The sequence below is a fragment of the Peribacillus sp. 05N428 genome, assembly GCF_056397085.1.
In genome coordinates this window covers 116,748-138,814 of record NZ_JBFTMS010000012.1, presented here as the reverse complement: position 1 = coordinate 138,814, position 22,067 = coordinate 116,748, and the positions used below count along the sequence as shown (strand labels likewise).

Annotated in this window: 27 protein-coding genes; 21 read left to right on the top strand and 6 right to left on the bottom strand. The window is 42.9% G+C overall.

Translation table 11 applies throughout. From position 1 onward, the window contains the following. Window positions 1–97: 97 nt before the first annotated feature. From AC1DIV_RS13940 to AC1DIV_RS13930, 3 genes are read right to left on the bottom strand one after another with little or no spacing between them, the layout of a single operon-like run. Window positions 98–544, bottom strand: coding sequence for a PaaI family thioesterase (locus tag AC1DIV_RS13940; protein ID WP_323597866.1), 447 nt, complete (start codon window positions 542–544; stop codon window positions 98–100). A gap of 14 nt (window positions 545–558) precedes the next feature. Beyond that, window positions 559–2,109: a solute symporter family protein gene (locus AC1DIV_RS13935; protein WP_477576565.1), complete on the bottom strand. Its 1,551-nt coding sequence runs from the start codon at window positions 2,107–2,109 to the stop codon at window positions 559–561. Next, a complete protein-coding gene (locus AC1DIV_RS13930; RefSeq protein WP_340875016.1) occupies window positions 2,106–2,459 on the bottom strand; it encodes a DUF485 domain-containing protein in 354 nt (117 codons plus the stop codon). Before AC1DIV_RS13930 ends, AC1DIV_RS13935 begins: the two co-directional genes overlap by 4 nt. Before the next feature lie 262 nt (window positions 2,460–2,721). Between AC1DIV_RS13930 and AC1DIV_RS13925 the strand changes: the two genes are divergently transcribed. From AC1DIV_RS13925 to paaX, 15 genes are all read left to right on the top strand, one after another. Continuing rightward, entirely contained in the window at window positions 2,722–4,050 is a 1,329-nt protein-coding gene (locus AC1DIV_RS13925) for a phenylacetate--CoA ligase family protein (protein WP_048678737.1), read from the top strand. Between the two features lie 20 nt (window positions 4,051–4,070). Continuing rightward, window positions 4,071–4,211 (top strand): hypothetical protein, encoded by a 141-nt coding sequence (locus AC1DIV_RS13920; RefSeq protein WP_477576564.1) that lies wholly within the window; start codon window positions 4,071–4,073, stop codon window positions 4,209–4,211. 49 nt (window positions 4,212–4,260) lie between these two features. Then, complete coding sequence (locus AC1DIV_RS13915) at window positions 4,261–4,500, top strand: ferredoxin (protein WP_048678740.1); 240 nt, start codon at window positions 4,261–4,263, stop codon at window positions 4,498–4,500. Window positions 4,501–4,628: 128 nt separating this feature from the next. Further along, the gene (gene paaA, locus AC1DIV_RS13910) at window positions 4,629–5,585 is read left to right on the top strand and encodes a 1,2-phenylacetyl-CoA epoxidase subunit PaaA (RefSeq protein ID WP_048678742.1); all 957 of its coding nucleotides are present in this window, start codon (window positions 4,629–4,631) and stop codon (window positions 5,583–5,585) included. Window positions 5,586–5,602: 17 nt separating this feature from the next. Next, a complete protein-coding gene (paaB, locus tag AC1DIV_RS13905; protein WP_034314912.1) occupies window positions 5,603–5,962 on the top strand; it encodes a 1,2-phenylacetyl-CoA epoxidase subunit PaaB in 360 nt (119 codons plus the stop codon). Continuing rightward, entirely contained in the window at window positions 5,952–6,752 is an 801-nt protein-coding gene (gene paaC, locus AC1DIV_RS13900) for a 1,2-phenylacetyl-CoA epoxidase subunit PaaC (RefSeq protein ID WP_340875021.1), read from the top strand. The genes paaB and paaC overlap by 11 nt, the downstream gene beginning before the upstream one ends. A 24-nt stretch (window positions 6,753–6,776) precedes the next feature. Further along, window positions 6,777–7,274, top strand: a complete 498-nt coding sequence (gene paaD, locus AC1DIV_RS13895; RefSeq protein WP_054397354.1) for a 1,2-phenylacetyl-CoA epoxidase subunit PaaD — start codon at window positions 6,777–6,779, stop codon at window positions 7,272–7,274. A 20-nt stretch (window positions 7,275–7,294) separates the two neighbouring features. Then, the gene (locus AC1DIV_RS13890) at window positions 7,295–7,600 is read left to right on the top strand and encodes an EthD family reductase (RefSeq protein ID WP_034314904.1); all 306 of its coding nucleotides are present in this window, start codon (window positions 7,295–7,297) and stop codon (window positions 7,598–7,600) included. Beyond that, on the top strand, window positions 7,597–8,373 hold the full coding sequence (locus AC1DIV_RS13885; RefSeq protein WP_048678754.1) for an enoyl-CoA hydratase/isomerase family protein: 777 nt from the start codon (window positions 7,597–7,599) through the stop codon (window positions 8,371–8,373). Before AC1DIV_RS13890 ends, AC1DIV_RS13885 begins: the two co-directional genes overlap by 4 nt. 10 nt (window positions 8,374–8,383) lie before the next feature. Then, the gene (locus AC1DIV_RS13880) at window positions 8,384–9,157 is read left to right on the top strand and encodes an enoyl-CoA hydratase-related protein (RefSeq protein ID WP_340875024.1); all 774 of its coding nucleotides are present in this window, start codon (window positions 8,384–8,386) and stop codon (window positions 9,155–9,157) included. A 23-nt stretch (window positions 9,158–9,180) separates the two neighbouring features. After that, a complete protein-coding gene (locus tag AC1DIV_RS13875) occupies window positions 9,181–10,701 on the top strand; it encodes an aldehyde dehydrogenase family protein (RefSeq protein ID WP_340875027.1) in 1,521 nt (506 codons plus the stop codon). Between the two features lie 118 nt (window positions 10,702–10,819). Further along, window positions 10,820–11,692 carry a 3-hydroxyacyl-CoA dehydrogenase gene (locus AC1DIV_RS13870; protein WP_048678764.1) on the top strand — a complete coding sequence of 291 codons (873 nt, stop codon included), beginning with the start codon at window positions 10,820–10,822 and terminating at the stop codon, window positions 11,690–11,692. Beyond that, window positions 11,689–12,897 carry an acetyl-CoA C-acyltransferase gene (locus AC1DIV_RS13865; protein WP_340875031.1) on the top strand — a complete coding sequence of 403 codons (1,209 nt, stop codon included), beginning with the start codon at window positions 11,689–11,691 and terminating at the stop codon, window positions 12,895–12,897. Before AC1DIV_RS13870 ends, AC1DIV_RS13865 begins: the two co-directional genes overlap by 4 nt. A gap of 66 nt (window positions 12,898–12,963) precedes the next feature. Then, window positions 12,964–13,740: an enoyl-CoA hydratase-related protein gene (locus AC1DIV_RS13860; RefSeq protein WP_340875033.1), complete on the top strand. Its 777-nt coding sequence runs from the start codon at window positions 12,964–12,966 to the stop codon at window positions 13,738–13,740. Window positions 13,741–13,825: 85 nt separating this feature from the next. Then, window positions 13,826–14,707 carry a phenylacetic acid degradation operon negative regulatory protein PaaX gene (gene paaX / locus AC1DIV_RS13855; RefSeq protein ID WP_095391064.1) on the top strand — a complete coding sequence of 294 codons (882 nt, stop codon included), beginning with the start codon at window positions 13,826–13,828 and terminating at the stop codon, window positions 14,705–14,707. Between the two features lie 64 nt (window positions 14,708–14,771). Here the strand turns inward: paaX and AC1DIV_RS13850 are convergent, their stop codons facing one another. Then, window positions 14,772–15,284 (bottom strand): gamma carbonic anhydrase family protein, encoded by a 513-nt coding sequence (locus AC1DIV_RS13850; protein WP_323597873.1) that lies wholly within the window; start codon window positions 15,282–15,284, stop codon window positions 14,772–14,774. Between the two features lie 82 nt (window positions 15,285–15,366). Between AC1DIV_RS13850 and AC1DIV_RS13845 the strand changes: the two genes are divergently transcribed. Beyond that, entirely contained in the window at window positions 15,367–16,332 is a 966-nt protein-coding gene (locus AC1DIV_RS13845) for an NAD(P)H-dependent flavin oxidoreductase (protein ID WP_340875035.1), read from the top strand. A gap of 210 nt (window positions 16,333–16,542) precedes the next feature. Here AC1DIV_RS13845 and AC1DIV_RS13840 read toward each other — a convergent pair whose 3' ends face one another. Next, complete coding sequence (locus AC1DIV_RS13840) at window positions 16,543–16,677, bottom strand: YjcZ family sporulation protein (protein WP_063577172.1); 135 nt, start codon at window positions 16,675–16,677, stop codon at window positions 16,543–16,545. Window positions 16,678–16,892: 215 nt separating this feature from the next. Here AC1DIV_RS13840 and AC1DIV_RS13835 point away from each other — a divergent pair, with 215 nt between their 5' ends. From AC1DIV_RS13835 to AC1DIV_RS13815, 5 genes are all read left to right on the top strand, one after another. Beyond that, a complete protein-coding gene (locus AC1DIV_RS13835) occupies window positions 16,893–17,636 on the top strand; it encodes a metallophosphoesterase family protein (RefSeq protein ID WP_340875038.1) in 744 nt (247 codons plus the stop codon). Between the two features lie 98 nt (window positions 17,637–17,734). Beyond that, window positions 17,735–17,863, top strand: a complete 129-nt coding sequence (locus AC1DIV_RS13830) for a hypothetical protein (protein WP_318260538.1) — start codon at window positions 17,735–17,737, stop codon at window positions 17,861–17,863. Between the two features lie 206 nt (window positions 17,864–18,069). Continuing rightward, window positions 18,070–18,993 carry a cation diffusion facilitator family transporter gene (locus tag AC1DIV_RS13825; RefSeq protein WP_340875043.1) on the top strand — a complete coding sequence of 308 codons (924 nt, stop codon included), beginning with the start codon at window positions 18,070–18,072 and terminating at the stop codon, window positions 18,991–18,993. Window positions 18,994–19,267: 274 nt separating this feature from the next. Beyond that, complete coding sequence (locus AC1DIV_RS13820) at window positions 19,268–19,960, top strand: response regulator transcription factor (RefSeq protein WP_072272516.1); 693 nt, start codon at window positions 19,268–19,270, stop codon at window positions 19,958–19,960. Further along, a complete protein-coding gene (locus AC1DIV_RS13815) occupies window positions 19,950–21,380 on the top strand; it encodes a HAMP domain-containing sensor histidine kinase (protein ID WP_340878459.1) in 1,431 nt (476 codons plus the stop codon). Before AC1DIV_RS13820 ends, AC1DIV_RS13815 begins: the two co-directional genes overlap by 11 nt. A gap of 54 nt (window positions 21,381–21,434) precedes the next feature. Here AC1DIV_RS13815 and spx read toward each other — a convergent pair whose 3' ends face one another. After that, entirely contained in the window at window positions 21,435–21,830 is a 396-nt protein-coding gene (gene spx, locus AC1DIV_RS13810) for a transcriptional regulator Spx (RefSeq protein WP_034314875.1), read from the bottom strand. Window positions 21,831–22,067 lie beyond the last annotated feature (237 nt).

Genomic DNA, 22,067 nt, shown 5'->3' with positions numbered 1-22,067 from the left:
TCGGGAATCCCCTTTTTTTTCTATGCGTACGTATCCTTGGTAAATCAAGGGAAAGGAAACCGGACAAATGGATTGCTTGTCCGGTTTCAAACGTTACTTATTCAACTTGGTCGACGAAATATTGATTTTTCCTGAATACCATCGCTTCCATGGTTGCAATCAATTCCCTTTCATTTAACACGTCTATTTTATACCAGGCCAGTTTATGGTTTTTCTTGATCTCTTCCGCTCTGGCAATTAAAGTCTCCCCCCGTTTGCCAGCTGATAAGAAATTGATGTTGTTTGAAACGCCAACCGCTATTTTGCCATATGAATTGCTGGCTGCTGCGAACACGTAATCAGCAAGTGAAAAGATAATGGCACCATGAACCGTTCCGTGGCTATTTAGCATGTGGTCACTTGGAATCAATTCTGCTTCCGCTGTGCCGGGACCGAGTTTCGTCAATCTCATCCCTAGAAAAGAAGCATATGGTTCGTCGACCAGTACTTGTTTGATTTGATCGTAATGCAATTCGTGAATATCCTTATCTAAATGTGTGGTCATGGAAATCCCCCTTATTAATGGTCTTTTGCTGAACTTATCCCATATCCGGTGTTTGATTTGAACAGTACTTCAGCAAAACTGTTTTCCTCATCTTTTGCCTTTGACAAGATTGTGCCTAAATAAGCTCCAATAAAGCCGAGCGGCACGGTGAAGATGGTCGGGTTGCTCATCGCGAAGAGGGGATCGCCTGTGAAAATCCCCATTCCAGGTTCCGGATTCCATACATTGGGGCTAAGCATGACCAGTATGATGGAGCTGAGTAACCCGCATGACATTCCTGTGATCGCTCCGGTTGAGTTGAAACGTTTCCAATATATTGTGCAAAGGATGATCGGTAAATTGGCACTGGCAGCAATCCCAAGCGCGAGGACTGAAAGAAAAGCGACATTCATTGATTGTGCGAATAAAGCAAGTAGAATCGAAATGACCGCTACGCCGACAGAAGCCAATCGGGCAACGAGTACTTGCTGTTTTCCCGTAATATTTCCATCCTTGATGATTTCACCATATATATCATGTGCAAAAGCGGATGCCGACGTTAAAACAAGGCCTGATACAACCGCTAAAATCGTGGCAAATGCTACAGCAGAAACGAATGCGAATAAAAATTCACCGCCTATGGTTAATGCAAGTAGTGGAGCGGCCATGTTTCCAGCTGGGTTTGCATCGACGATCCGCTCAAACCCGACGAAAGATGCAGCCCCGAAACCAAGGAAAATCGTCATGATGAAAAATACCCCTATAAACCATGTGGAATATACGACGGATTTCCTAGCAGTAGCTGCGTCCTTTACTGTAAAGAAGCGGACGAGTAAATGCGGAAGGCCGGCTGCTCCAAGGACAAGCGACATATTGAATGAAATCATGTCGAGTCCATCGGTGTATTTATTTCCTGGATCCAAAAAATCCTTTCCGAGCGGTGTTGCAGTTTGGACATGATGAAACATTTCTGAAATGTTGAAATTAAAACGCGAAAATACGATGAACGTCAACACGGCAGAACCGCCTAGCAAGAGCACCGCTTTGGTGATCTGCACCCAGCTTGTCGCTGTCATCCCTCCGAAAATCACATAAATCGTCATCAGTACACCGACAAGCAGAACGGATAGCCAATAATCGATGCCGAGCAAGAGTTTAATTAATCCTCCTGCACCGACAAGTTGGGCAATCATGTAAAAGATTGAAATGACAAGTGTGTTAGCCGCAGCTATCCCTCGCACTTTTTTTGATTTGAAGCGTGCTGAAATCATATCTGCCAGCGTAAACTTACCTAGATTGCGTAGTGGTTCCGACACAAGATACAATAAGACAAGAAAGGCAACAAGGTTCCCGATGCTCATGTAAAAGCCATCAAAACCAATCAGTGCGATTGCACCCGTAATTCCGAGGAAAGATGCGGCTGACATAAAGTCACCTGCCACGGCCAATCCATTCTGCCATGCTGTCAATCCGCCGCCGGCCGTATAAAAATCACTGGCATTTTTTGTCTTCTTAGAAGAGTAATAGGTTATAGTAAGCGTTAACAAGATGATGCCCAAAAAAAGCGTGAGGGATAAAATGCTCATTCGCCAAGCTCCTTCTCATATTTATTTAAGATATTTTTAGCCATCTTGTCGTACTTCGCTGCTTTTTTTATATAGACGATTCCCCCTATCCATACGACGGCAAATTGGAGGAGTGCGTATACCCAAGCCCAAGTAATATGGAAGAAGGCTTCGCCTTTCAACACTTCGCTATAAGCAGCTAAAATTGGCAGAACAAAATAAAAAGCAAGAAAAAAGAGAGTGACAGGTACGATGAAAGCTCTTTTCCTTTGGATTAGTTCCTTGAATTCTTCCGTTTCAATTAATTGACGATACTTATTTCCTCTGTCATGTCCTGATGGCGAATGCCCAGTTTTAGCCTGTGATTCCATGGTAAGCCCCCTTTTAGTGTAGTACGCTTTTAAAACGAGTATTTGATAAAATGATATATCATTGTTAAAATTAACATAGTCTGAAAATTTAGTAAATTAGTATTTTGTCTATTCAGCCATTTTATCTGAATTATAAAAACATGATTGACAACGTAGAAATGACGTATTAATCTTGAACTAAATCATAACAATAATTTAATCTCCGTTTTATTACTGTTATGAATGTCGGTTGGACAATAGTAAATTGAGGGGGACTGAAAAAATGTACAATCCGGAAGTTGAAACGGCATCGCGTGCTGAAATGGAAAGTCTACAAATGGCACGCCTTAAAAAAACGATTAGCCATGTTTATGAAAATGTACCTTATTACAGAGAAAGGTTTAGAGAGATGGGCCTGGAACCAGAAGATATTCAAACTCTAAACGATGTGATAAAGCTTCCCTTTACAAAAAAACAGACGCTTCGTGATCAGTATCCATTCGGTTTATTTGCCGTTCCGATGGAGGATGTAACACGCATTCATGGTTCATCCGGAACGAGCGGAAAGCCTACAATTGTCGGATATACAAAAAATGATTTGGAAAACTGGGCAACAATCGTCGCACGTGGAATTGTAGCTGCAGGAGGCCGCAAGTCAGATATTTTCCATAACGCATATGGATATGGTCTGTTTACAGGGGGGCTGGGCTTGCATTGCGGGGCAGAAAAGCTAGGAGTTGCGACAGTACCCATTTCAGGGGGGAATACCGATAGGCAGATTACGATCATCAATGACTTTAAACCGCGAGGCATTTGCGGAACGCCTACTTATATTTTGAATATCGCTGAAAAGATGGAAGAGATGGGAATCGATCCTGCTGATAATGGGCTTGAGTATGGGATTTTCGGAGCTGAGCCATGGTCGGAGGCAATGAGGGCAACTCTTGAAAGGAAACTGAAATTGAAAGCCATCGATATTTACGGATTAAGTGAAATCATGGGGCCGGGAGTGGCGATTGAATGTCATGAAGCACAGGATGGACTCCATATCGCAGAAGACCATTTTCTTGTCGAGGTCATTAATCCGGACACGCTTGAACGGGTTGAGGACGGCGTAGATGGGGAACTTGTCTTTACCAGTCTTACAAAGGAAGCGCTTCCGATCATTCGTTACCGTACAGGTGACATCGCCTCAATTACACATGAACCGTGTAAATGCGGGCGTACGACAACTAGAATGTCCCGTGTTAAGGGCAGAACGGATGATATGATCATAGTCAGGGGAGTGAATGTATTTCCATCTGAAATAGAGCGTGTGTTATTCCAAATGGAGGGAATTGTGCCGCACTATCAGATTCATCTGGTTAAGAAGGGGAATATGGACGGTGTTGAACTGCACATTGAAATTGAAAGCGGTTTCTACAGGGAGATTGAAGAAGACTTAACGCATGGGAATGTAGAGATATTAAGGAAAACGATTCAGCATCATTTGAAATCAGCATGTCTTGTCACGATGGATATTGTTGTCAACATCCCAAAAAGCATTCCCCGATCAGAAGGAAAAGCGATTCGTGTCGTTGATAAGCGGAAGGATGAAGTCATTCGTTTATAAATGCCATACCATGAACATGCATGTTGAAACCGGACGATTCTGTCGTTCAGTTCTTTCCAGCTGAAGTATCGATTGGAATAAGTGGATCTGAAGAAATTGAACAAGTAAACGCCATACATAAAGCGGATGCAATCGTGTTTAAATATCGGTTTATCTCTTAATGGAAGAGAAGATGGAGCCAATCATGAAATGGAGAAGGAGGAGGGCCTCTTGTCAAAATATACAGTTGTGGATCAAGAAACTTGCATTGCATGCGGTGCATGCGGTGCCGCTGCACCTGAAATCTTTGATTACAATGATGAGGGAGTGGCATTTGTCATCCTGGATGAAAATGAAGGAACTGCAGAGGTCGCGGAAGGTTTATTTGATGATCTGGATGATGCAGTGGAGGGTTGTCCGACAGATTCTATCAAAGTGGAAACTTCGCCCTTTAAAGTTTTAGTGGATTAAAAGATTCAAATAAACCCAGAAAACTTCCTTTTATTTTAAAAAAAGACAGAATAGTCTTGCATTAAATATAACAGTAAAATATAATAACGTTATATAAACGTTATACTAGAAAAAAAGAGGTGATTTGGATGAACGTTCTTTTAAATGATATGGCAGGAGAAGAAAAGCTAAATCAATTCATTGCCAGAATCGAAGCGGGAGAAAAGATAGAGGCGGATGATTGGATGCCGGAAGAATACCGGGGCACTTTAATCAAATTAATATCGATGCATGGAATCAGTGAAATCATGGGGGCGCTTCCAGAAAAGGAATGGGTACCTAAAGCCCCGACCTTAAATAGGAAACTTGGAATCATGGCAAAGGTGCAGGATGAAATGGGGCATGGGCAATTATTGCTTCGCGTCGCCGAGGATTTGCTAAAGCCTTACAGTAAAAAACGGGATGACCTCATGCAAGATTTGTTTAAAGGAGATTTAAAGTTTCATAATGTTTTCCATATGGAAGCAAAATCCTGGGGCGATGCTGGATTGATTGGCTGGCTGGTTGATGGTGCAGCCATCATTTCCCAGACGAACATGCTTGGCGCCTCATATGGACCTTATGCCCGGGCATTACAGAGGATTTGCGCGGAAGAAGTTTTTCACGCGCAGCATGGTGAAGCGATAATCATGGCTTTGGCTGAAGGGACGGAAGAACAAAGGAAATTGGTTCAAGACTCCATCAATTATTGGTGGGAATCTTTATTACTTTTCTTTGGACCTCCCAGTAAGAATGAAGTGGGCACATCCAAACAGGATATAACGATCAAGTACAAAATCAGAACCAGTACGAATGAAGAACTTCGACAAGCTTTTTTTTCCAAATATGTGAAGCGGATCCTTTCACTTGGCTTCAGCATTCCAGATGAAACACTTAGGTTTGACAAAGAGTCTGAAACCTGGATTTACCAACAACCCGATTGGGGGAAATTGAAGGTGTTCGCAAGGAATGAAGGTCCCCGATCGCAGGATCGCTTAAGTCTTCGAAGAAATTCTTATGAAAAAAATAAATGGGTACGCGAGGCATTGGCGCCAAAGGTCATTTAAGGGAGGGGGAGGACGATATGGAAACTAGACAAGGAAATTACTTTGAAGAATTTGAAGTATTCAGCCGTAAAACGCAATCATCACCCGTTCAATACCACTTCAGCCTGCTGGCGCCGAATGAGGATATCGCCATCATGATGGCACAAGAAAACTTCATGAGACGTGAAGCGGTTGATGATATCTGGGTCGTGAAAAGACGGAATATACGGAAAATGACGGCCGAGGAAAAGAAAACGCTTCAACGTATCGATAATAAAGACTATAGGACCACAAAAGGGTACGGGTATTTAAAGAAAAAATGGCGGAAGTATGAGCAGGGAATGCTCGATGAAAAAGAGATAATGTCTTGGGCTGGAGGTGTGAAAAATGAGGAATGAATCATTGAAGGACATCGCAATCAAGGAATTGCTGCTTCAACTGGCGGACGATGACTTCATCCATTCATACCGTGGTGCAGAATGGTTGGGACTCGCACCGCATATCGAAGAAGATGTTGCATCCGCCTCGATATCCCAAGACACGATGGGGCATGCAGCCATTTATTATAAGTTACTTGATGAACTCGGTGAAGGGGATGCGGATAAGCTGGCTCATGACCGTCCCGCCAAGGAACGGCGCAATGCGATCATTCTCGAATTGGTCAATGGTCCTGGTCACTATATGAAAGACCCGGATTATGATTGGGCGTTTGCGGTAGTGCGGAATTATTTTTATACCCAAGCCAAAGCAATTAAGGTTCAATCCCTTCATTCATGTTCATATGAACCGCTTGCTGAAGTGGCACAAAAGGTACAGATGGAACTTTACTATCATTTGATGCACTGGAAAACCTGGTTCGTCCAATTGCTGGGATCTGGTCACTTGGAAGCGGTTTCGAGAATGAAAGCGGCGATCGGGAAAACAATGTCCGATTTTGCTGGCGTATTTTCACTTGGACAATATGGGGAGGAAATGGTTGAGCTCGGCTTGATAGAGGGGGAAGCTATTTTACAGAAAAAGTGGATCGAGGCCATTACCCCGATTTTTGAAAGTGTCGGCTTGGCAGCAACGATTCAAATAGGGATGGCAAGAGGTGATGGCCGTAATGGCCAGCATACGGAAGATTTGGAAAAGGCGCTAAAAACGTTAAGTGAAGTATACGCAACTGATAAAGCAGCTTCATGGTAATTCAATAGAAAGGGGAGGGGTACCATGTCGACCGTACAGTTAAACACAGAAGAAATATATAAGCTCCTGGAAGACGTTAAAGATCCCGAAATCGATACAGTAAGTATATTGGATTTAGGGATGGTTGAAGACGTGACGGTTTCGGGTCAGGACGTCTCGGTAAAAATGCTGCCAACTTTTCTAGGGTGCCCGGCATTGTCGATCATTCAAAAAAATGTGGAAACAGCCCTTAAACAGCTGCCTGCCGTAAAAAATGTAAGTGTGGAATTTTTACGTTCCCCTTCCTGGACATCCGATCGAATTACGGAAAAGGGGAAAGCTGGATTGAAGGTTTTCGGAATCTCCCCTCCTCCTCGACAAATGAAAAGTGATGGATCATGGCATGTGGATTGCCCATATTGTGAATCGACATATGTCACGATGGAAAATATCTTCGGTCCTACGGCCTGCCGCAGCATTTTATATTGTAAAGCATGCAAAAATCCGTTCGAAGCGATGAAACCGATGATAAAACTTATCTAATAAAATGGAGGTTTTCTAAAATGGTAAAACTAATCGCCCTTTATAAACAACCTGAAAACAAGGAAGAATTCGATGAGCACTACTTCAATGTACATGGTCCGATAACGGAAAAAATTCCTGGTCTTCAAAAAATGGAGGTCACTAAAATTGTAGGGACCCCAATGGGCAAAGACTCTGAGTATTACATTCTTTGTGAAATGTATTATGAAGACCATGATGCATTGCAACAAGGAATGCGTTCCCCGGAAGGAAAAGCATCAGGGAAAGACCTAATGGGCTTTGCCGGGAAACTTGTAACGATGATGATCGGTGAAGAAATAAAATGAATGCGCTTCAATTCATCGAAACGTCAATCGCGGATGGAATTGGTTATATCTCTTTAAATCGGCCTAAGCAACTTAATGCCCTTAACAGGATAATGGTTAGGGAAATAGTTTCGACCATGGAAGAATTCGACCGGGACCCACAAGTGAAGGTGATTTTGCTATCGGGCAATGGAAAAGCATTTTCCGCTGGAGCTGATATTGATGAGATGGTGAACGATGATCCAATCAGTATGGAGTTAACGAACCAATTTGCCGATTGGGACCGAATAAGCCTAGTCAAGAAGCCTGTGATTGGTGCGGTGAAAAGTTTTGTATTCGGCGGTGGTTTTGAACTTGCTTTATCCTGTGATTTCCTGATTGCCGCCAGCGATACCCAGTTTTCCTTTCCTGAAGTGACACTAGGGGTCATGCCTGGTGCAGGAGGAACCCAAAGGTTGACGAAATTGGTAGGCAAGACGAAGGCACTTGAATGGATATTGACGGCTGAAAGGATAAAGGCAAAGACAGCCCTGCAATATGGTTTCATTAATAAGATCGTGGCACCTGAATTGTTAATGGAAGAATCGGTTGATTTTGCTAGAAAGATAGCAAAGCAACCCCCGTTAGCTGTAAGGCTGATCAAAGAATCCATCAATAAGGCCGTTGATTATCCCTTAAATGAGGGCATGCAATTTGAACGTAAGAATTTCTATATCCTTTTCGCATCAGAGGACCAAAAAGAAGGAATGAAAGCATTTGTTGAAAAAAGGGAGCCAAAATTCACAGGCGGATAAGGGGTGCTCTATGTACGAAACAATCAAATATAGTGTTGAAAATGGAGTTGCTTGGCTTACTTTGAACCGTCCTGATAAACTAAATGCCTTTACGTCCCAAATGAATAAGGAAATACAGAAAGCGATCAAAATATCCGCGGGGGCAGATGAAGTCCGGGCCATTATCATTACTGGGGAAGGCAGGGCATTTTGTTCGGGGCAGGATTTATCGGATGTTGATGAGGGCATGAATTTAGGCCAGAAGCTGCGTGAGGATTACGGTCCGATGATGGAGCAAATAGCAAACTGTGAAAAACCGATCATTGCAGGAGTCAATGGAGTGGCTGCAGGTGCTGGCTTCAGCCTGGCGCTGGCATGCGATTTTCGGCTTGTTTCTGAAAAAGCCAGTTTTTTAAATGCCTTTGTCAATATTGGATTGATTCCTGATTCGGGGAATCTGTATTACCTTTCGCGAATCGTTGGTCATGCGAAAGCCCTGGAATTATCTTTATTGGGCGAAAAGGTTACGGCTGGCGAGGCGAAAAATATCGGGCTCGCTACAAAAGTGATCGGTGTGGATGAGTGGAACGAGCATTTGAAAGCCTTTGCAGAGAATATCGCAAACAAGCCAACGAAGGCAATCGGATTAATCAAAAGATACTTAGAGGCGTCCTATCATCTTTCATTGGAAGAATACTTAAAAGAAGAAGCGGAGGGTCAGCGCATTGCTGGCTTAACGAAGGATTATGCAGAAGGTGTGGCAGCATTCACTGAAAAAAGGAAAGCTCATTTCATAGGCAAGTAATATAGAAAAGGGAGTGGGATTACATGGTTAGAGTACAAGAGGCGGCATTTGAAAAAGCGGAAATGAAGCGTGATTATTATCATCTGATCATTAATGGGGAAAGAGTGGAAAGCTCGGATGGTTCCACGATTGATGCGTACAATCCTGCGACTGGTGAAATCATTGCCAAGGTTGCAAAGGCGACCAAGGAAGATGCAGAAAAAGCTGTTCAAGCTGCACGCGAAGCATTTGATAATGGGAAATGGAAGAGGACTCCGATTAATAAACGTTCACGTGTTTTGAACAAAATTGCAGCGATCATGCGTTCACGCTTTAATGAATTGGTTGAATTGGAGGTCCTGAACAGCGGCAAATCCATTTCTGCAGCACAAGGCCAAGTCATGCAGGCAATTGAAGATTTCGAGTTTTATGCAGGAGCGTTAGTTGCACACCGCGGATCTGTGAATAATGTGCCTGGTCAATTCCATAACTATACGGAAAAAGAGCCAGTAGGCGTTTGTGCCCAAATCATCCCATGGAATTACCCTATGATGATGGCAGCGTGGAAAATTGCACCTGCAATCGCAGTCGGCTGTTCAGTAATCGTTAAGCCAGCCTCGTTAACGCCGATGACGGCCATTGTTTTAGGGGAAATCTGTTTAGAAGCAGGTGTTCCTTCTGGCGTGGTCAATATCATTCCAGGTCCTGGATCGGACGTAGGGAATTACCTTGTTCAGCATCCGAAAGTGAATAAGGTGGCCTTCACGGGTTCTACGCCAATCGGCAGGGATCTTATGGGCAAGGCTTCACAGACATTAAAAAGGGTCACATTGGAGCTTGGCGGCAAGTCCCCTAATATTGTTTTTGAAGATGCAGACCTTGAAGCAGCCATCGATGGATCATTATATGGAATTTTTTATAATACTGGGCAGTCTTGCGAAGCTAGATCCCGTTTATACGTTCACGAAGACATATACGATGAGTTCGTTGCCAGATTCGTAGAAAAGACGAAAAAATTGAAATTGGGCAATCCGCTCGACAAAGAAACACACATCGGTGCAGTCATAGATCAAGGGCAATTGGATGTCATCGACAATTATGTCCAATCTGCCATTACTGATGGAGCGAAGATCCTGACGGGAGGAAAGCCAGCGGTCATTGAAGGTTTCGAAAACGGTTATTGGTATGAGCCGACGGTCATAGCGAATGTCAATCATGAAATGGATGTAGTGAAAGAGGAAATATTCGGGCCGGTCGTTGTCATAATGAAATTCAAAGATGAAAAAGAAGCTGTGAGGCTCGCGAATGATACGGAATTCGGTTTGGGTTCAGCCCTTTGGACAAAAGATGGAGGGCGTGCGACTAGAGTGGCCAATCAAATAGAAGCGGGAATCGTCATGGTGAATTGCCCATTCTCCGCATTTCCTGGAACACCTTTCGGAGGGTATAAACAGTCAGGATTCGGCAGGGAACTTTGCATTGAGACACTTGATCTTTATACAGAAACGAAAAGCATCATTTCCTATCATGGAAGCCGTCCCTTAAATCCATTTGGAATTCAATAAAACAAAAAAATAGACGGCTGGCTGAACGGTATGTCGGAAAAGTAATTCAGGTATGGTTGAATGCTTATCTGATTCATCCGCAGCCAGCCCTATTTATTTTTGAAGGAGGAATGAACGAATGATTAGTAATCTAGTGGTTGTCGGATCTGGTGTCATGGGCAGGGGAATAGCTTATGTAGGAGCAATAGGGGGCTTTAATGTAGTATTGGTGGATGTGAATCAGGATGCTTTGGAAAGTGCAAGAAACGAAATCGATTCCATTTTTGAAAAGGGTTTGCGCTACCAAAAAATTACGGAGGAAGAAGCGGCAGCTGCAAAAAGCAGATTTACCTATTCTGCCAATCTGAAAGAATCAGCAGCATATGCCGACTTGATCATAGAGGCAGTTCCGGAAAAGGCGGAAATCAAGAGGGCAGTCTTCGAAACGATTGAAGTCCATGCAAAAGAAGATTGTTACTTTGCAACCAATACTTCCACGATGAGTCCGACAGAAATCGGTTCTTATGGAAAGCGTCCCGAAAAAACGATTGCCATGCATTTTTTCAATCCTGTACAAAGGATGCCGCTCGTTGAGATTGTACGTGGTCTTGAAACAAGCGATGAAACGGCAGCCATAATAAAAGAGGTAGCCGAAAAAATGGGGAAAGAGACCGTGGTCATAAATGAATTCCCTGGGTTTGTTACAAGCAGGATCAGCTGTTTGGTAGGTAATGAAGCGTTCTTTATGCTTCAAGAAGGCTTAGGAACACCAGAAGAAATCGATAAGGCAATAAAGTTAGGGCTGAATTACCCAATGGGACCATTTGAGCTAGGTGATTTGGTGGGATTGGATGCCCGTTTGAATAATTTAAAATATTTACATAGTAAACTGGGTGAGAAATACCGCCCGGCTCCCCTCCTTGAACAGTATGTTAAAGCTGGCAGGCTCGGCCGTAAGTCTGGTAAAGGTGTGTACGATTATACAAAAGATGGCGAGCTGGTGAGGAAATGAAGGATGTTGTGATCATTGATGCTGTGAGAACACCAATCGGAAGATATAAAGGCGCATTGAAAAGCGTTCGCCCGGATGATCTCGGCGCAATTGTAATCAAGGCGCTGGTGGATCGCAATCCAGAGCTGCCGCCTGATCAAATTGAGGATGTCATCTTCGGGAATGCAAATCAAGCGGGAGAGGATAATCGCGACGTGGCCCGGATGTCCGCCCTCTTAGCTGGTCTTCCGGTAAATGTAGCTGGAACGACAATAAATCGTTTATGTGGATCCGGATTGGATGCCGTCATGTATGCAGCACGCTCGATTGCAGTCGGTGAAGGCGATATTTATATCGCAGGGGGTACTGAAAGCATGACAAGGGCGCCGTACGTCATGGCCAAACCTGAGAGTGAATTTCCGCGGGGTTCAATGGAGCTTCAGGATACAACGATCGGATGGCGTTTCACGAATGAGAAACTTAAAGAAATGTATGGTGCGGATTCCATGCCTCAAACGGCTGAAAACGTCGCCCTGCGTTTTTCTGTTTCAAGGGAGGACCAAGATCAATTCGCTTATCAAAGCCAGCAAAGGGCGAAAAACGCAGTGGAAAATGAGCGTTTCATTAATGAAATCGTACCTGTTCGATATACGGATCGAAAAGGGAATGAGGTCATTTTCGATAAAGATGAACACCCTCGTCCTGACACGACCATCGAAAAGCTGGAAAAACTCAAACCGATCTTTAAAGGCGGCACTGTAACCGCCGGTAATGCTTCAGGTGTAAATGATGGAGCCTCGGCACTGCTTTTGATGAGTGCAGAAAAAGCACGGGAGCTTGGATTGAAGCCTCTGGCCAAATATGTTGTAGGGGCGGTAGCGGGCTTGGAACCGTCCATTATGGGCCTTGGCCCGATTCATGCCACTAAAAAAGCATTGGAGAGGGCAAGTTTGAAGATTGAAGACATCGGGCTGGTCGAATTGAATGAAGCATTTGCTTCCCAATCCTTGGAGTGCATCCGCCAATTGAAATTGGATCAGGAGAAAGTGAATGTCAACGGAGGTGCAATAGCGTTTGGCCATCCGCTCGGTGCAAGCGGGGCGCGTATTTTAACAACACTCGTCCACGAAATGAAAAAGCGGAAAGTACGCTATGGCCTTGCGACGATGTGTGTAGGTGTCGGCCAAGGCATATCCGCCATTATAGAAAATATTGATAAAGAATGATTAAGCGTAGGGCCCTTATTAATTTTATCTGCATAAGGGTCATTTTTTCAAAAGGGGAGGAGACTCATGTCCAAGGTTATTTATAAAGTGATAAATCAAATCGGCTATATAACAGTGAATCGGCCCGACGTATTGAACTGCTTCGACTATGAGACACTTTGTGAACTGCAGGAAGTCATCGATGCCGTTTATTATGACGGCGATATCCGTGTCGTCATTTTCACCGGTGCAGGGGAAAAAGCGTTCAGCGCGGGAGCGGATTTGAAAGAAAGGAAGTCTTTGAACGATACAGAAGTAAGAAGGAACGTTAAAGCGATACGCGATGTTTTTAATAGTATCGCAGGGCTTCCGCAGCCGACAATGGCTGCCGTCAATGGATATGCATTGGGGGGAGGATTTGAATGGCTGCTTTCATGTGACTTTGCAATTGCTGCGGAAGGTGTTTCTTTGGGGCTCACTGAAACTAGCTGGGCCATTATTCCGGGAGCAGGCGGGACACAGCGGCTGCCGAGATTGATTGGGGAAATGAAGGCGAAGGAATTGATCTTCACCGCTAAAAAATTGACTGCGGAAGAAGCATGTCAATTAGGGATCCTTTTGCAGGTCGTGCCAAGGGATCGTCTTATGTCAGCCTGTGAGGAATTGGCAGCCAATATCATGAAGAATGGACCGATTGCAGTCAAACAAGCCAAATATGCGATTGACCAAGGAATGAATACGGACTTGCAAACGGGAATGGCTATAGAAGGAAAAGCCTATGAATTGACCATTCCGACTCAAGATAGATCGGAAGCGCTCCTGGCATTTAGTGAACGGAGAAAAGCGCGATTTACTGGTGAATAATATTGCGCTTTCATTTTAAAAAGATATAATAATTATTATGTCTTCCGTGTGAAAATAGTAACAATGTTAGGACGAGGTGAGAAAGATAGGTACTAATACACAATCCATGATTTTTACGATATACGGCGATTATATCCGTAACTATGGAAGTAAAATCTGGATAGGCAGTTTAATTCGTTTGTTAAAGGAATTCGGCCATAATGAGCAGGGCGTTCGTGTAGCCGTTTCACGAATGGTCAAGCAAGGGTGGATTCAGTCAGAGAAGCAGGGAAACAAAAGCTATTATTTTTTGACTGATCGCGGTGTGCAGAGAATGGATGAAGCGGCCAATCGCATATATAAGATGAAACCGAATGAATGGGACGGTAAATGGCGCATCTTAATGTACACGATCCCAGAAGATAAGCGGCAATTACGGGATGATCTCCGCAAAGAATTATTATGGAGCGGGTTTGGCAGTTTTTCAAGTGGTTGCTGGATTTCCCCCAATGATTTGGAGAAGCAAATCAATCGCTTGATCGAGAAATATGACATAGATGAATATGTTGATTTTTTCATCTCGGAGTACAAAGGTCCAAAAGAAAACCAATCGCTTGTAGAGAAGAGCTGGCAATTAGAAGAGATTGAAAATAAATATGAAGAATTCATCGAGAAATACAGTAAACAATTCATCGTTCATCAAAGCATCATTAGCAGGGGCGAAATGTCCGATGCAGATTGTTTTGTGGAACGAACGAACTTGGTGCATGAATACCGTAAATTTTTATTCATCGATCCGGGCCTGCCAAAGGAACTTCTGCCTTCTAAGTGGAATGGGAATCATGCTGCTCTTTTATTTAGCCAATATTATCAAGTCTTGGCTGAACCAGCAAGCCGTTTCTTTGAAAGCGTATTTCAGGAAAACAATGATTTATGCCGGAAAGATGAAACCTATGATGCCAAGGACCATCCACTTATCATTAAGTGAAAAAGAGCTTCGGCCAGCCGTTAAGAACGACTTACCGAAGCTCTTTTCAAATTCCTTGCAATAATTAATCAAGTATCACCTTGAAGTCTTTCCCTTTTTGAACATATGTATCGATGGAAAGTTGGATCAATTCAAGATCTTTATCATTCAATCGGCGAACCACTTTCCCCGGGGAACCAATGACCAATGAACGTGGAGGTATGATTTTGCCAGAGGAAATCAATGTGTTCGCTCCGACGATGCATTCTTCGCCGATCTCTACATTATCCAATATCGTGGAACCCATACCAATAATGGAGCGTTTGCCTATTTTACAACCATGCAGGATGACATTGTGACCGACCGTCACTTCATCTTCAATGACAACCGGGCATCCTTCAAATAAATGAATGGTGGAGTTATCTTGAATACTGCATTTTTCTCCTATTGTAATTGAATCTTCATCACCGCGCAGTACCGCATTGAACCAAATGGTCGATTCTTTCCCAATCGAAATATCACCGATTAAATGAGCACCCGGTGCCACGAAAACGGTTTCATCAATGGATGGTTTTTTATTATTGTACGGAATAATCATAGTCTCGCTCCTTTTTTTAAAAAGTCAGAATTGTTTTTCTAATGAATATAGTATAACATTAAAATGACTGGGAGGGATGAAAGTGAAATATATTTGTGAACTTTTTGCGATAAAATATCCAATTATTCAAGGCGGCATGGGGAATATAAGCAATGCAAGTCTAGCGGCTGCAGTATCCAATGCAGGGGGCCTGGGAACAATAGGGTGCGGTACCATGACTCCTGAACAGGTAGAAGCCATCATTCTCGAAACCAAAGATAAAACCAATAACAATTTTGCGTTGAACATTCCAATAAACGTTAGTCCATATACAGATGAGTTAGTGAATCTTGTCCTGAAGCATGATATACCTGTAGTTTCCTTATCTGCAGGGAATCCTGCCCCTTTCATTCCACTATTGCAAAAAAAGAATATAAAAGTGATTGCCATCGTTGCGTCGGTCAAGCACGCACAAAAAGCGCAAGATGCAGGGGCAGATGTGCTGGTCGCAGAAGGGTTTGAAGCTGCCGGCATCAACTCGAACCTGGAAATGACGACGTTTACACTCATTCCGCAAATCAGCAAGCATGTGACGCTTCCCGTTTTGGCCGCTGGCGGAATAGGCAATGGGCAGGGGTTGGCAGCTGCATTGATGCTGGGGGCTTCAGGCGTCCAATTGGGAACCAGGCTGATTGCTACACAAGAAGCACCGTTCCACCCATCATATAAGCAGAAACTAATCGAAGCGATGGGCAATGATACGGTAATTTTGGGCAGATCATTTGGACAGGTCAGGAGGGTATTGAAGGACCCTTATACCGAGAAAGTGCTGGATATGGAGAAACAGGGACTGTCTCCCGTGAATTATCGTGAAATGACCTCTGAAGTCCATCATATTAATGGAGCGATGAACGGGGATGTTACCAATGGTTTTATGAACAGCGGCCAGGTTGCCGGATTGATTGACGATATACCCACGGTAAAGGAATTACTTGATGACATGATGAAAGATGCGAAAAAACATATGGAGGATGGATTTAGCAGGCTCTCTGCCCCTTTTATGATTTGAGTGCGGAAGGTACCTAATTTGCCATCCGTCCATGTCTAGAAGAAGGTTTTCCCTAGGTTAACATCTGAAATTTATGGATCTTTCTCGTATTATGTAATAAAAGTTTGAAGAGGGAAAAGCCTATTTGGAATAGTAAAAACAAAAACTAAAAAGTCAATCCATAACAAAAAAAGGCGCCATGATCAGGCGCCTTTTTGATTTATGTCATTATTAGCAGCATCCGCCGAATCCGCCGCCGAATCCCCAACTGCATCCAATGATGATCAGCAAGATGAATAATACGATCAGCAATGCGAATCCGTTATCGAAACCGCCGCCACAACATTCGTTACCATTTCCACCCATTTGATTTCCTCCTCATATATATTATGAATTACATACCTAGCAAAACATCTTTACCGGGAATACTTCATACTATGTATTCTAGGCCGAAGTGTTTGCTTATTCATAAAAAATGGGCGTGGGCAAATCAAGGGATTAAGCCCGAATATTTTTTTGATTTCGTTTTAAATGTTATAATATACCATGTGGATTGTGGAGGAAGGGAGCTGAACTAAGTCATGAAAGTTGCCATTATAACGGATGTGCATGGTAATGCTTCAGCGTTAAAAGCCGTCCTTAGGGATATTGACAAAAGGGAAGAAATAGATCGTCTCTATTGTTTGGGAGATATGGTTGGGATTGGCCCGGATACAAATGAAGTCCTTGAACTTTTATTTTCAAGAAATGATTTGTCGATGATAACTGGAAATCATGATGAAGCTGTCCTGGCCATCATTAACGGGGAGCCGCATCCGGACGGACATATTCATGTTAAGGAGCATCATGAATGGATAGCTGAAAGGATGCAGCGGAAATTCATAAATGAATTGGAAAAATTGCCTCGAACCATACATCATATCATTAATGATCACTCCGTTTACTTCACCCATTATCACATGGAATCGAAGAAATTGGATGAGCACATAAGCCAAAATCCATATAGTAAAATCGTTGAACCGAGTTTAAATAACTTGGAAATGCTTTTCAAAGATCAGCATCACGATTTAATAGCATTCGGACACCATCATCCTATCCACCTTTATAAAAATGACCGAACGATATTCCTGAACCCTGGTTCTCTTGGCTGTAATGGTGAATCAGTTGCTCCTTATGCCATTGTTTCAATTGAAAATGCGGGTATTCAGGTAAAGCTTGAAAAAGTGGCCTATGATAATACATCGTTCCTGTCATCGTACCAAAGCTTACAAGTTCCAGAGCATGAATTCATTATACGTGCCTTCCATGGCGGGCAGCAGGCCTAAGACGTTTATATAAGATGAAGGTTGGGGAAATGTTGAGCATAAAGGTACATGCCTGCGGATACGATAATAGGCAAACATCATTAAGCTGGAGGTAGGTCATGAAGGAAAATGAACAGGTAATTCAAGAGCAGGAAGAGATGGAACGGCATAGTCTTGTCTGTAATGATGAATTGTTTAATAAGGATCTGTTTGCCATTGTCGATGATACGATGCAAGAGGATAAATAAACGGGGAAAACGCTGCAGGGAATGTCTGTAGCGTTTATTTTTACTTTGAATTGGTTGAAGGCCGATTTTTATTTTTCATAAAAACTCACTTCCTGCCCGTTTGATCGCTCTTTTTACAGCCAGTGAATACCGGAAGTGAATCATTTGAAACCATTCTGGATTTATCCCATACTATATATAAGTTTCAAATCGAGAGGAGGGATGGCATGGGACATCATCATGGTCACTCCCATGATCATGGGCACGGACACCACCATTCTAACAATAAAAAAGCATTGTTGGCATCTTTCTTATTAATCTCCACATTTATGATAGTCGAGGTCATTGGGGGATTCTTGACAAATAGTCTGGCTTTACTGTCGGATGCAGGTCACATGCTTAGCGATGCGGCAGCATTAGGGCTTAGTTATACAGCGATAAGGTTGGGGGAAAGGAAAGCGACATCGTCCAAATCGTTTGGGTATAAACGGTTTGAGATCATTGCTGCTTGTTTGAATGGATTGACATTGATCGTCATATCCGTATTCATTTTCGTAGAGGCAATTAAGAGGTTCCTGGATCCTCCTGAGGTTCAAAGCATGGGAATGCTAATGATTTCAATCATCGGCTTACTTGTTAATGTCATTGCCGCCTGGATTTTAATGAACGGAGATAAAGAAGACAATCTGAATGTGCGAAGTGCTTTTTTACATGTCATTGGTGATATGCTTGGATCTGTGGGTGCCATTGCGGCCGCACTCTTGATTTATTTTTTCGATTGGGGAATTGCAGATCCGATTGCGAGCGTCATCGTCGCGATTTTAATTATTATCAGCGGTTTTAGGGTAGTGAGGGATTCATTCCATATCTTGATGGAGGGCACACCAGGCCAAGTCGATATGCATGAAGTGAAAGCATCCTTGGTGGAATTGGATGGTGTATCCGATGTCCATGATCTCCATATCTGGACGATCACCTCTGGTTTTTTTACAATGAGCTGCCATGTTGTCATAGATGAGAACGGTAATCACGATTCAGTTTTAGCAGAAGCGCAAAAACTACTTCATGATCAGTTTGGAATTGAACATAGCACGATCCAAGTGGAAAGGCAGGAAGCGGGCTGTCCCAATCCACACGAGACATGTAATTGAAAAGGGCTGGCTCAGTTTAGAGCCAGCCTCTTTAGAGTGTAATGAGGAGCTCATAGTTTTTCTGTATGATTTTTACGATCATGTTGCGGCATTCCTGTTAAAATGAATCGAGATCACTTACATAAAGTTACGAAGTGAAAACACCGGTTAATTTTACTGCGAACATAATCCTGACACATAAAAAGGGTAAAATTGAGGGAAAAGGCTTGGTGTTTTTTAATAGTTAGCATATACAAAATAATTTCACTATAATTCAGGAAGGAGGAATCCATATATGAAGAAAATTCTTGTAGTAGAAGATGAAATTGCCATATCGATGGTATTGAAAGCATATTTGGAGCGGGAAGGATTTGATGTAGTCCAAGTTTACGATGGGCTAAAGGCCATTCCAATGTTTGAAGAAACGAAGCCAGACCTTGTCCTGCTAGATGTCATGCTGCCGGGTAAGGAAGGCTGGGATATATTGAAGGAAATTCGTGAGGACGATACCTGTCCGGTTATCATGTTGACTGCACTGACAGATGTCGATTACAGATTATCGGGATTTAAGTCAGGTGCGGATGATTACATCTCCAAACCCTTCGTTGCTGAAGAAGTCGTGGCCCGGGTGCATGCCGTTTTAAGAAGGTCATCATCATCGGTTGCTACGGAAGATGGTCATGTGCACGAATTTGGGAGTTTAACCATCGATGATTTGTCATATATGGTGCATTTGAATGGGGAAGAGATAAACTTGACGCCGCGTGATTTGTCTCTGCTCGTTTTTTTCGCTAAGCACCCTAATCAAATTTTCACGAGGGAGCAGCTGCTCGACCAGGTGTGGGGCATGGATTATGACGGCAGTGACCGTGCAGTGGACCTGGCGATCAAACGAATCAGGAAGGCGATAGATGGATGGCCGGTAACTGAGGGAGAAATAAAAACCTTGCGTGGATTGGGGTATCAATTGAGTGTCTATGAAAACTAAAAAAAGAACCACTTTACAACGCTATTGGACAAAGAGATACGTATTGACCTTGATTTCCGGTTTGATATTATTATCTGTTTTTTCCTTATGGTGGATGGAAAAAACGGCTTTGGAATATAGGCTCAGCCTTCTAAAGTACTTAGCGGATGAAACATCCGATCGGGCGATTAAGGAAAATGGCCAGATTGTCGTTGGCCCGGTCCTTTCGGAAATTGTTGAGGAACGGGAGAAAATCCTCCATCTGAATCAACAGCCAATCATCTATATCGTCGATCCCGATGCCACCATCATATATACGATGCCACAGTTGTATATCGATCCGGATGAAAATAAACTCCCGGACGTCATCATGAAAAATACGGAGTTGGTGCAGAAGGTCAAGATTTCCGACAACAAAGTATATGTCGTCAAATCCCCCATTACGTTCAATGATGAGACGAGAGGCTGGGTGGTCATTGCCCAGGAAGAAGGGGCATTGAAGGAAATCAACCAAGATCATGGCTTGTTGGCGATCATGATTGGAGGACTTCTGATTCTCGGAACGGGCGTCATTTATTTTCTTTCCAGGCAGATTTCGCGCCCCATCCAAGACGTAGCTAACGCCGCGGTCCAGGTTCGTGAAGGCAACTATGATATCCATTTCAAAGAGGAAGAGGAAATCAAGGAAGAAGAAATCTATGAACTGATAGAATCATTTAAGGAAATGACCAATCGATTGAAGGTCATGGAGAAGTTGCGTGCGGAATTGCTCGCGGGCGTAACCCATGATTTGAAAACGCCAGTCACTTCCATTAGCGGACTGATACAAGCGGTGAAAGATGATGTCGTCAAGGGAGAGCAAAGTAAGGAATTCCTCGATATTTCCTTAAAGGAAACTCAGCGTTTACAAGGTATGATAGAGGATTTACTCAATTATAATGCCATATCGGCAGGCGCTTTTAAAATCCGGGTGCAAAAAGAGAATATCAATATATTCATCAAGGAAATCGCCTATCGCTGGCAGGTGACCCAAGATGATGATCAAGCGTTCGCTTTTGAGATAAAAGTTCCTGATGAACCGGTCTTTGGACAAATTGATTCTTTGCGGATGCAGCAAATCGTCATTAACCTTTTGAATAATGCCAGACATGCACTTGACGGCAAAGGGAAAATAGTAATTCATCTTTATGAAAAGGATGAAGAACGAATCTGCATTGATGTTCTGGACAGCGGGCGGGGGATACCCAAGCATGAACAGCAATATGTGTTCGAACCATTTTATCGAGGCGAAAACAAAAAGTTGAAGGTACGCGGTTTAGGTTTGGGACTGCCATTCAGTAAGATGCTCGCAAAAGCGCAAAAGGGAGATCTTATGCTTAAGGATAGCAATGAACAAGGCACCATCTTCACGATTGTCATAGAAAAAGCGGATCAAATATAAAAAAGGGTTGTCCTTGTAATGGACAACCCTCTTATTATGCAGAATGCTAACTAATTAAGCTAATTGGCTGATTGCCCGCCATAATTGTACATGACGGACCTTCCTTGGAAGGAAGCGTCCCATTTCCTCTTCATTATATCCTGCATGCAAGTTCTTATGGTCGAAAATGATCGGCCGGCGAAGTAAATCCGGGTTATCTTGAATAAGCTTGCAAAGATCATTAAGCGGTGTATTATTTATATCGATATTCAGGCTTTTGAATTTTTTGGAACGGGTTGAGATGATTTCATCTGTCCCGCCTTCCGTTTTACGTAAAATCTCTTTTATTTCTTCTATAGAAAGAGGTTGGGAATATAGGTTACGTTCATTAAAGGAAATTTCGTTCTTCTTAAGCCAAGCTTTTGCTTTACGACACGCTAAACTGCTTGGAGTAGTATAAATTGTTACCATTAAAATCGACTCCTTCAAAGTTTTCAAGTTTATTGGAATGAAATTATTTTTATATTTGTGATACTCTTACTTTAACGTTTCTTTGTGTCAGCAAGATGTCAAGAAAAATAAACTTAAATGTTATTTTAAAAGGAAAGGGAGAAAATGAAATGAAATCTGCCTTTAATGAAAAAGAAATGGTTTGGGTAATGAAACCGAATAAGGACCTGCATATGCCGATATTTAATAGTGGTGTGA

Bases quoted from the DNA above. Each gene is read 5' to 3' on its own strand.
- AC1DIV_RS13940 (WP_323597866.1), bottom strand. From the start codon at position 544: ATGACCACACATTTAGATAAGGATATTCACGAATTGCATTACGATCAA.
- AC1DIV_RS13935 (WP_477576565.1), bottom strand. From the start codon at position 2,109: ATGAGCATTTTATCCCTCACGCTTTTTTTGGGCATCATCTTGTTAACG.
- AC1DIV_RS13930 (WP_340875016.1), bottom strand. From the start codon at position 2,459: ATGGAATCACAGGCTAAAACTGGGCATTCGCCATCAGGACATGACAGA.
- AC1DIV_RS13925 (WP_048678737.1), top strand. From the start codon at position 2,722: ATGTACAATCCGGAAGTTGAAACGGCATCGCGTGCTGAAATGGAAAGT.
- AC1DIV_RS13920 (WP_477576564.1), top strand. From the start codon at position 4,071: ATGTTGAAACCGGACGATTCTGTCGTTCAGTTCTTTCCAGCTGAAGTA.
- paaA (WP_048678742.1), top strand. From the start codon at position 4,629: ATGAACGTTCTTTTAAATGATATGGCAGGAGAAGAAAAGCTAAATCAA.
- paaB (WP_034314912.1), top strand. From the start codon at position 5,603: ATGGAAACTAGACAAGGAAATTACTTTGAAGAATTTGAAGTATTCAGC.
- paaC (WP_340875021.1), top strand. From the start codon at position 5,952: ATGAGGAATGAATCATTGAAGGACATCGCAATCAAGGAATTGCTGCTT.
- paaD (WP_054397354.1), top strand. From the start codon at position 6,777: ATGTCGACCGTACAGTTAAACACAGAAGAAATATATAAGCTCCTGGAA.
- AC1DIV_RS13890 (WP_034314904.1), top strand. From the start codon at position 7,295: ATGGTAAAACTAATCGCCCTTTATAAACAACCTGAAAACAAGGAAGAA.
- AC1DIV_RS13885 (WP_048678754.1), top strand. From the start codon at position 7,597: ATGAATGCGCTTCAATTCATCGAAACGTCAATCGCGGATGGAATTGGT.
- AC1DIV_RS13880 (WP_340875024.1), top strand. From the start codon at position 8,384: ATGTACGAAACAATCAAATATAGTGTTGAAAATGGAGTTGCTTGGCTT.
- AC1DIV_RS13875 (WP_340875027.1), top strand. From the start codon at position 9,181: ATGGTTAGAGTACAAGAGGCGGCATTTGAAAAAGCGGAAATGAAGCGT.
- AC1DIV_RS13870 (WP_048678764.1), top strand. From the start codon at position 10,820: ATGATTAGTAATCTAGTGGTTGTCGGATCTGGTGTCATGGGCAGGGGA.
- AC1DIV_RS13865 (WP_340875031.1), top strand. From the start codon at position 11,689: ATGAAGGATGTTGTGATCATTGATGCTGTGAGAACACCAATCGGAAGA.
- AC1DIV_RS13860 (WP_340875033.1), top strand. From the start codon at position 12,964: ATGTCCAAGGTTATTTATAAAGTGATAAATCAAATCGGCTATATAACA.
- AC1DIV_RS13850 (WP_323597873.1), bottom strand. From the start codon at position 15,284: ATGATTATTCCGTACAATAATAAAAAACCATCCATTGATGAAACCGTT.
- AC1DIV_RS13840 (WP_063577172.1), bottom strand. From the start codon at position 16,677: ATGGGTGGAAATGGTAACGAATGTTGTGGCGGCGGTTTCGATAACGGA.
- AC1DIV_RS13835 (WP_340875038.1), top strand. From the start codon at position 16,893: ATGAAAGTTGCCATTATAACGGATGTGCATGGTAATGCTTCAGCGTTA.
- AC1DIV_RS13830 (WP_318260538.1), top strand. From the start codon at position 17,735: ATGAAGGAAAATGAACAGGTAATTCAAGAGCAGGAAGAGATGGAACGG.
- AC1DIV_RS13825 (WP_340875043.1), top strand. From the start codon at position 18,070: ATGGGACATCATCATGGTCACTCCCATGATCATGGGCACGGACACCAC.
- AC1DIV_RS13820 (WP_072272516.1), top strand. From the start codon at position 19,268: ATGAAGAAAATTCTTGTAGTAGAAGATGAAATTGCCATATCGATGGTA.
- AC1DIV_RS13815 (WP_340878459.1), top strand. From the start codon at position 19,950: ATGAAAACTAAAAAAAGAACCACTTTACAACGCTATTGGACAAAGAGA.
- spx (WP_034314875.1), bottom strand. From the start codon at position 21,830: ATGGTAACAATTTATACTACTCCAAGCAGTTTAGCGTGTCGTAAAGCA.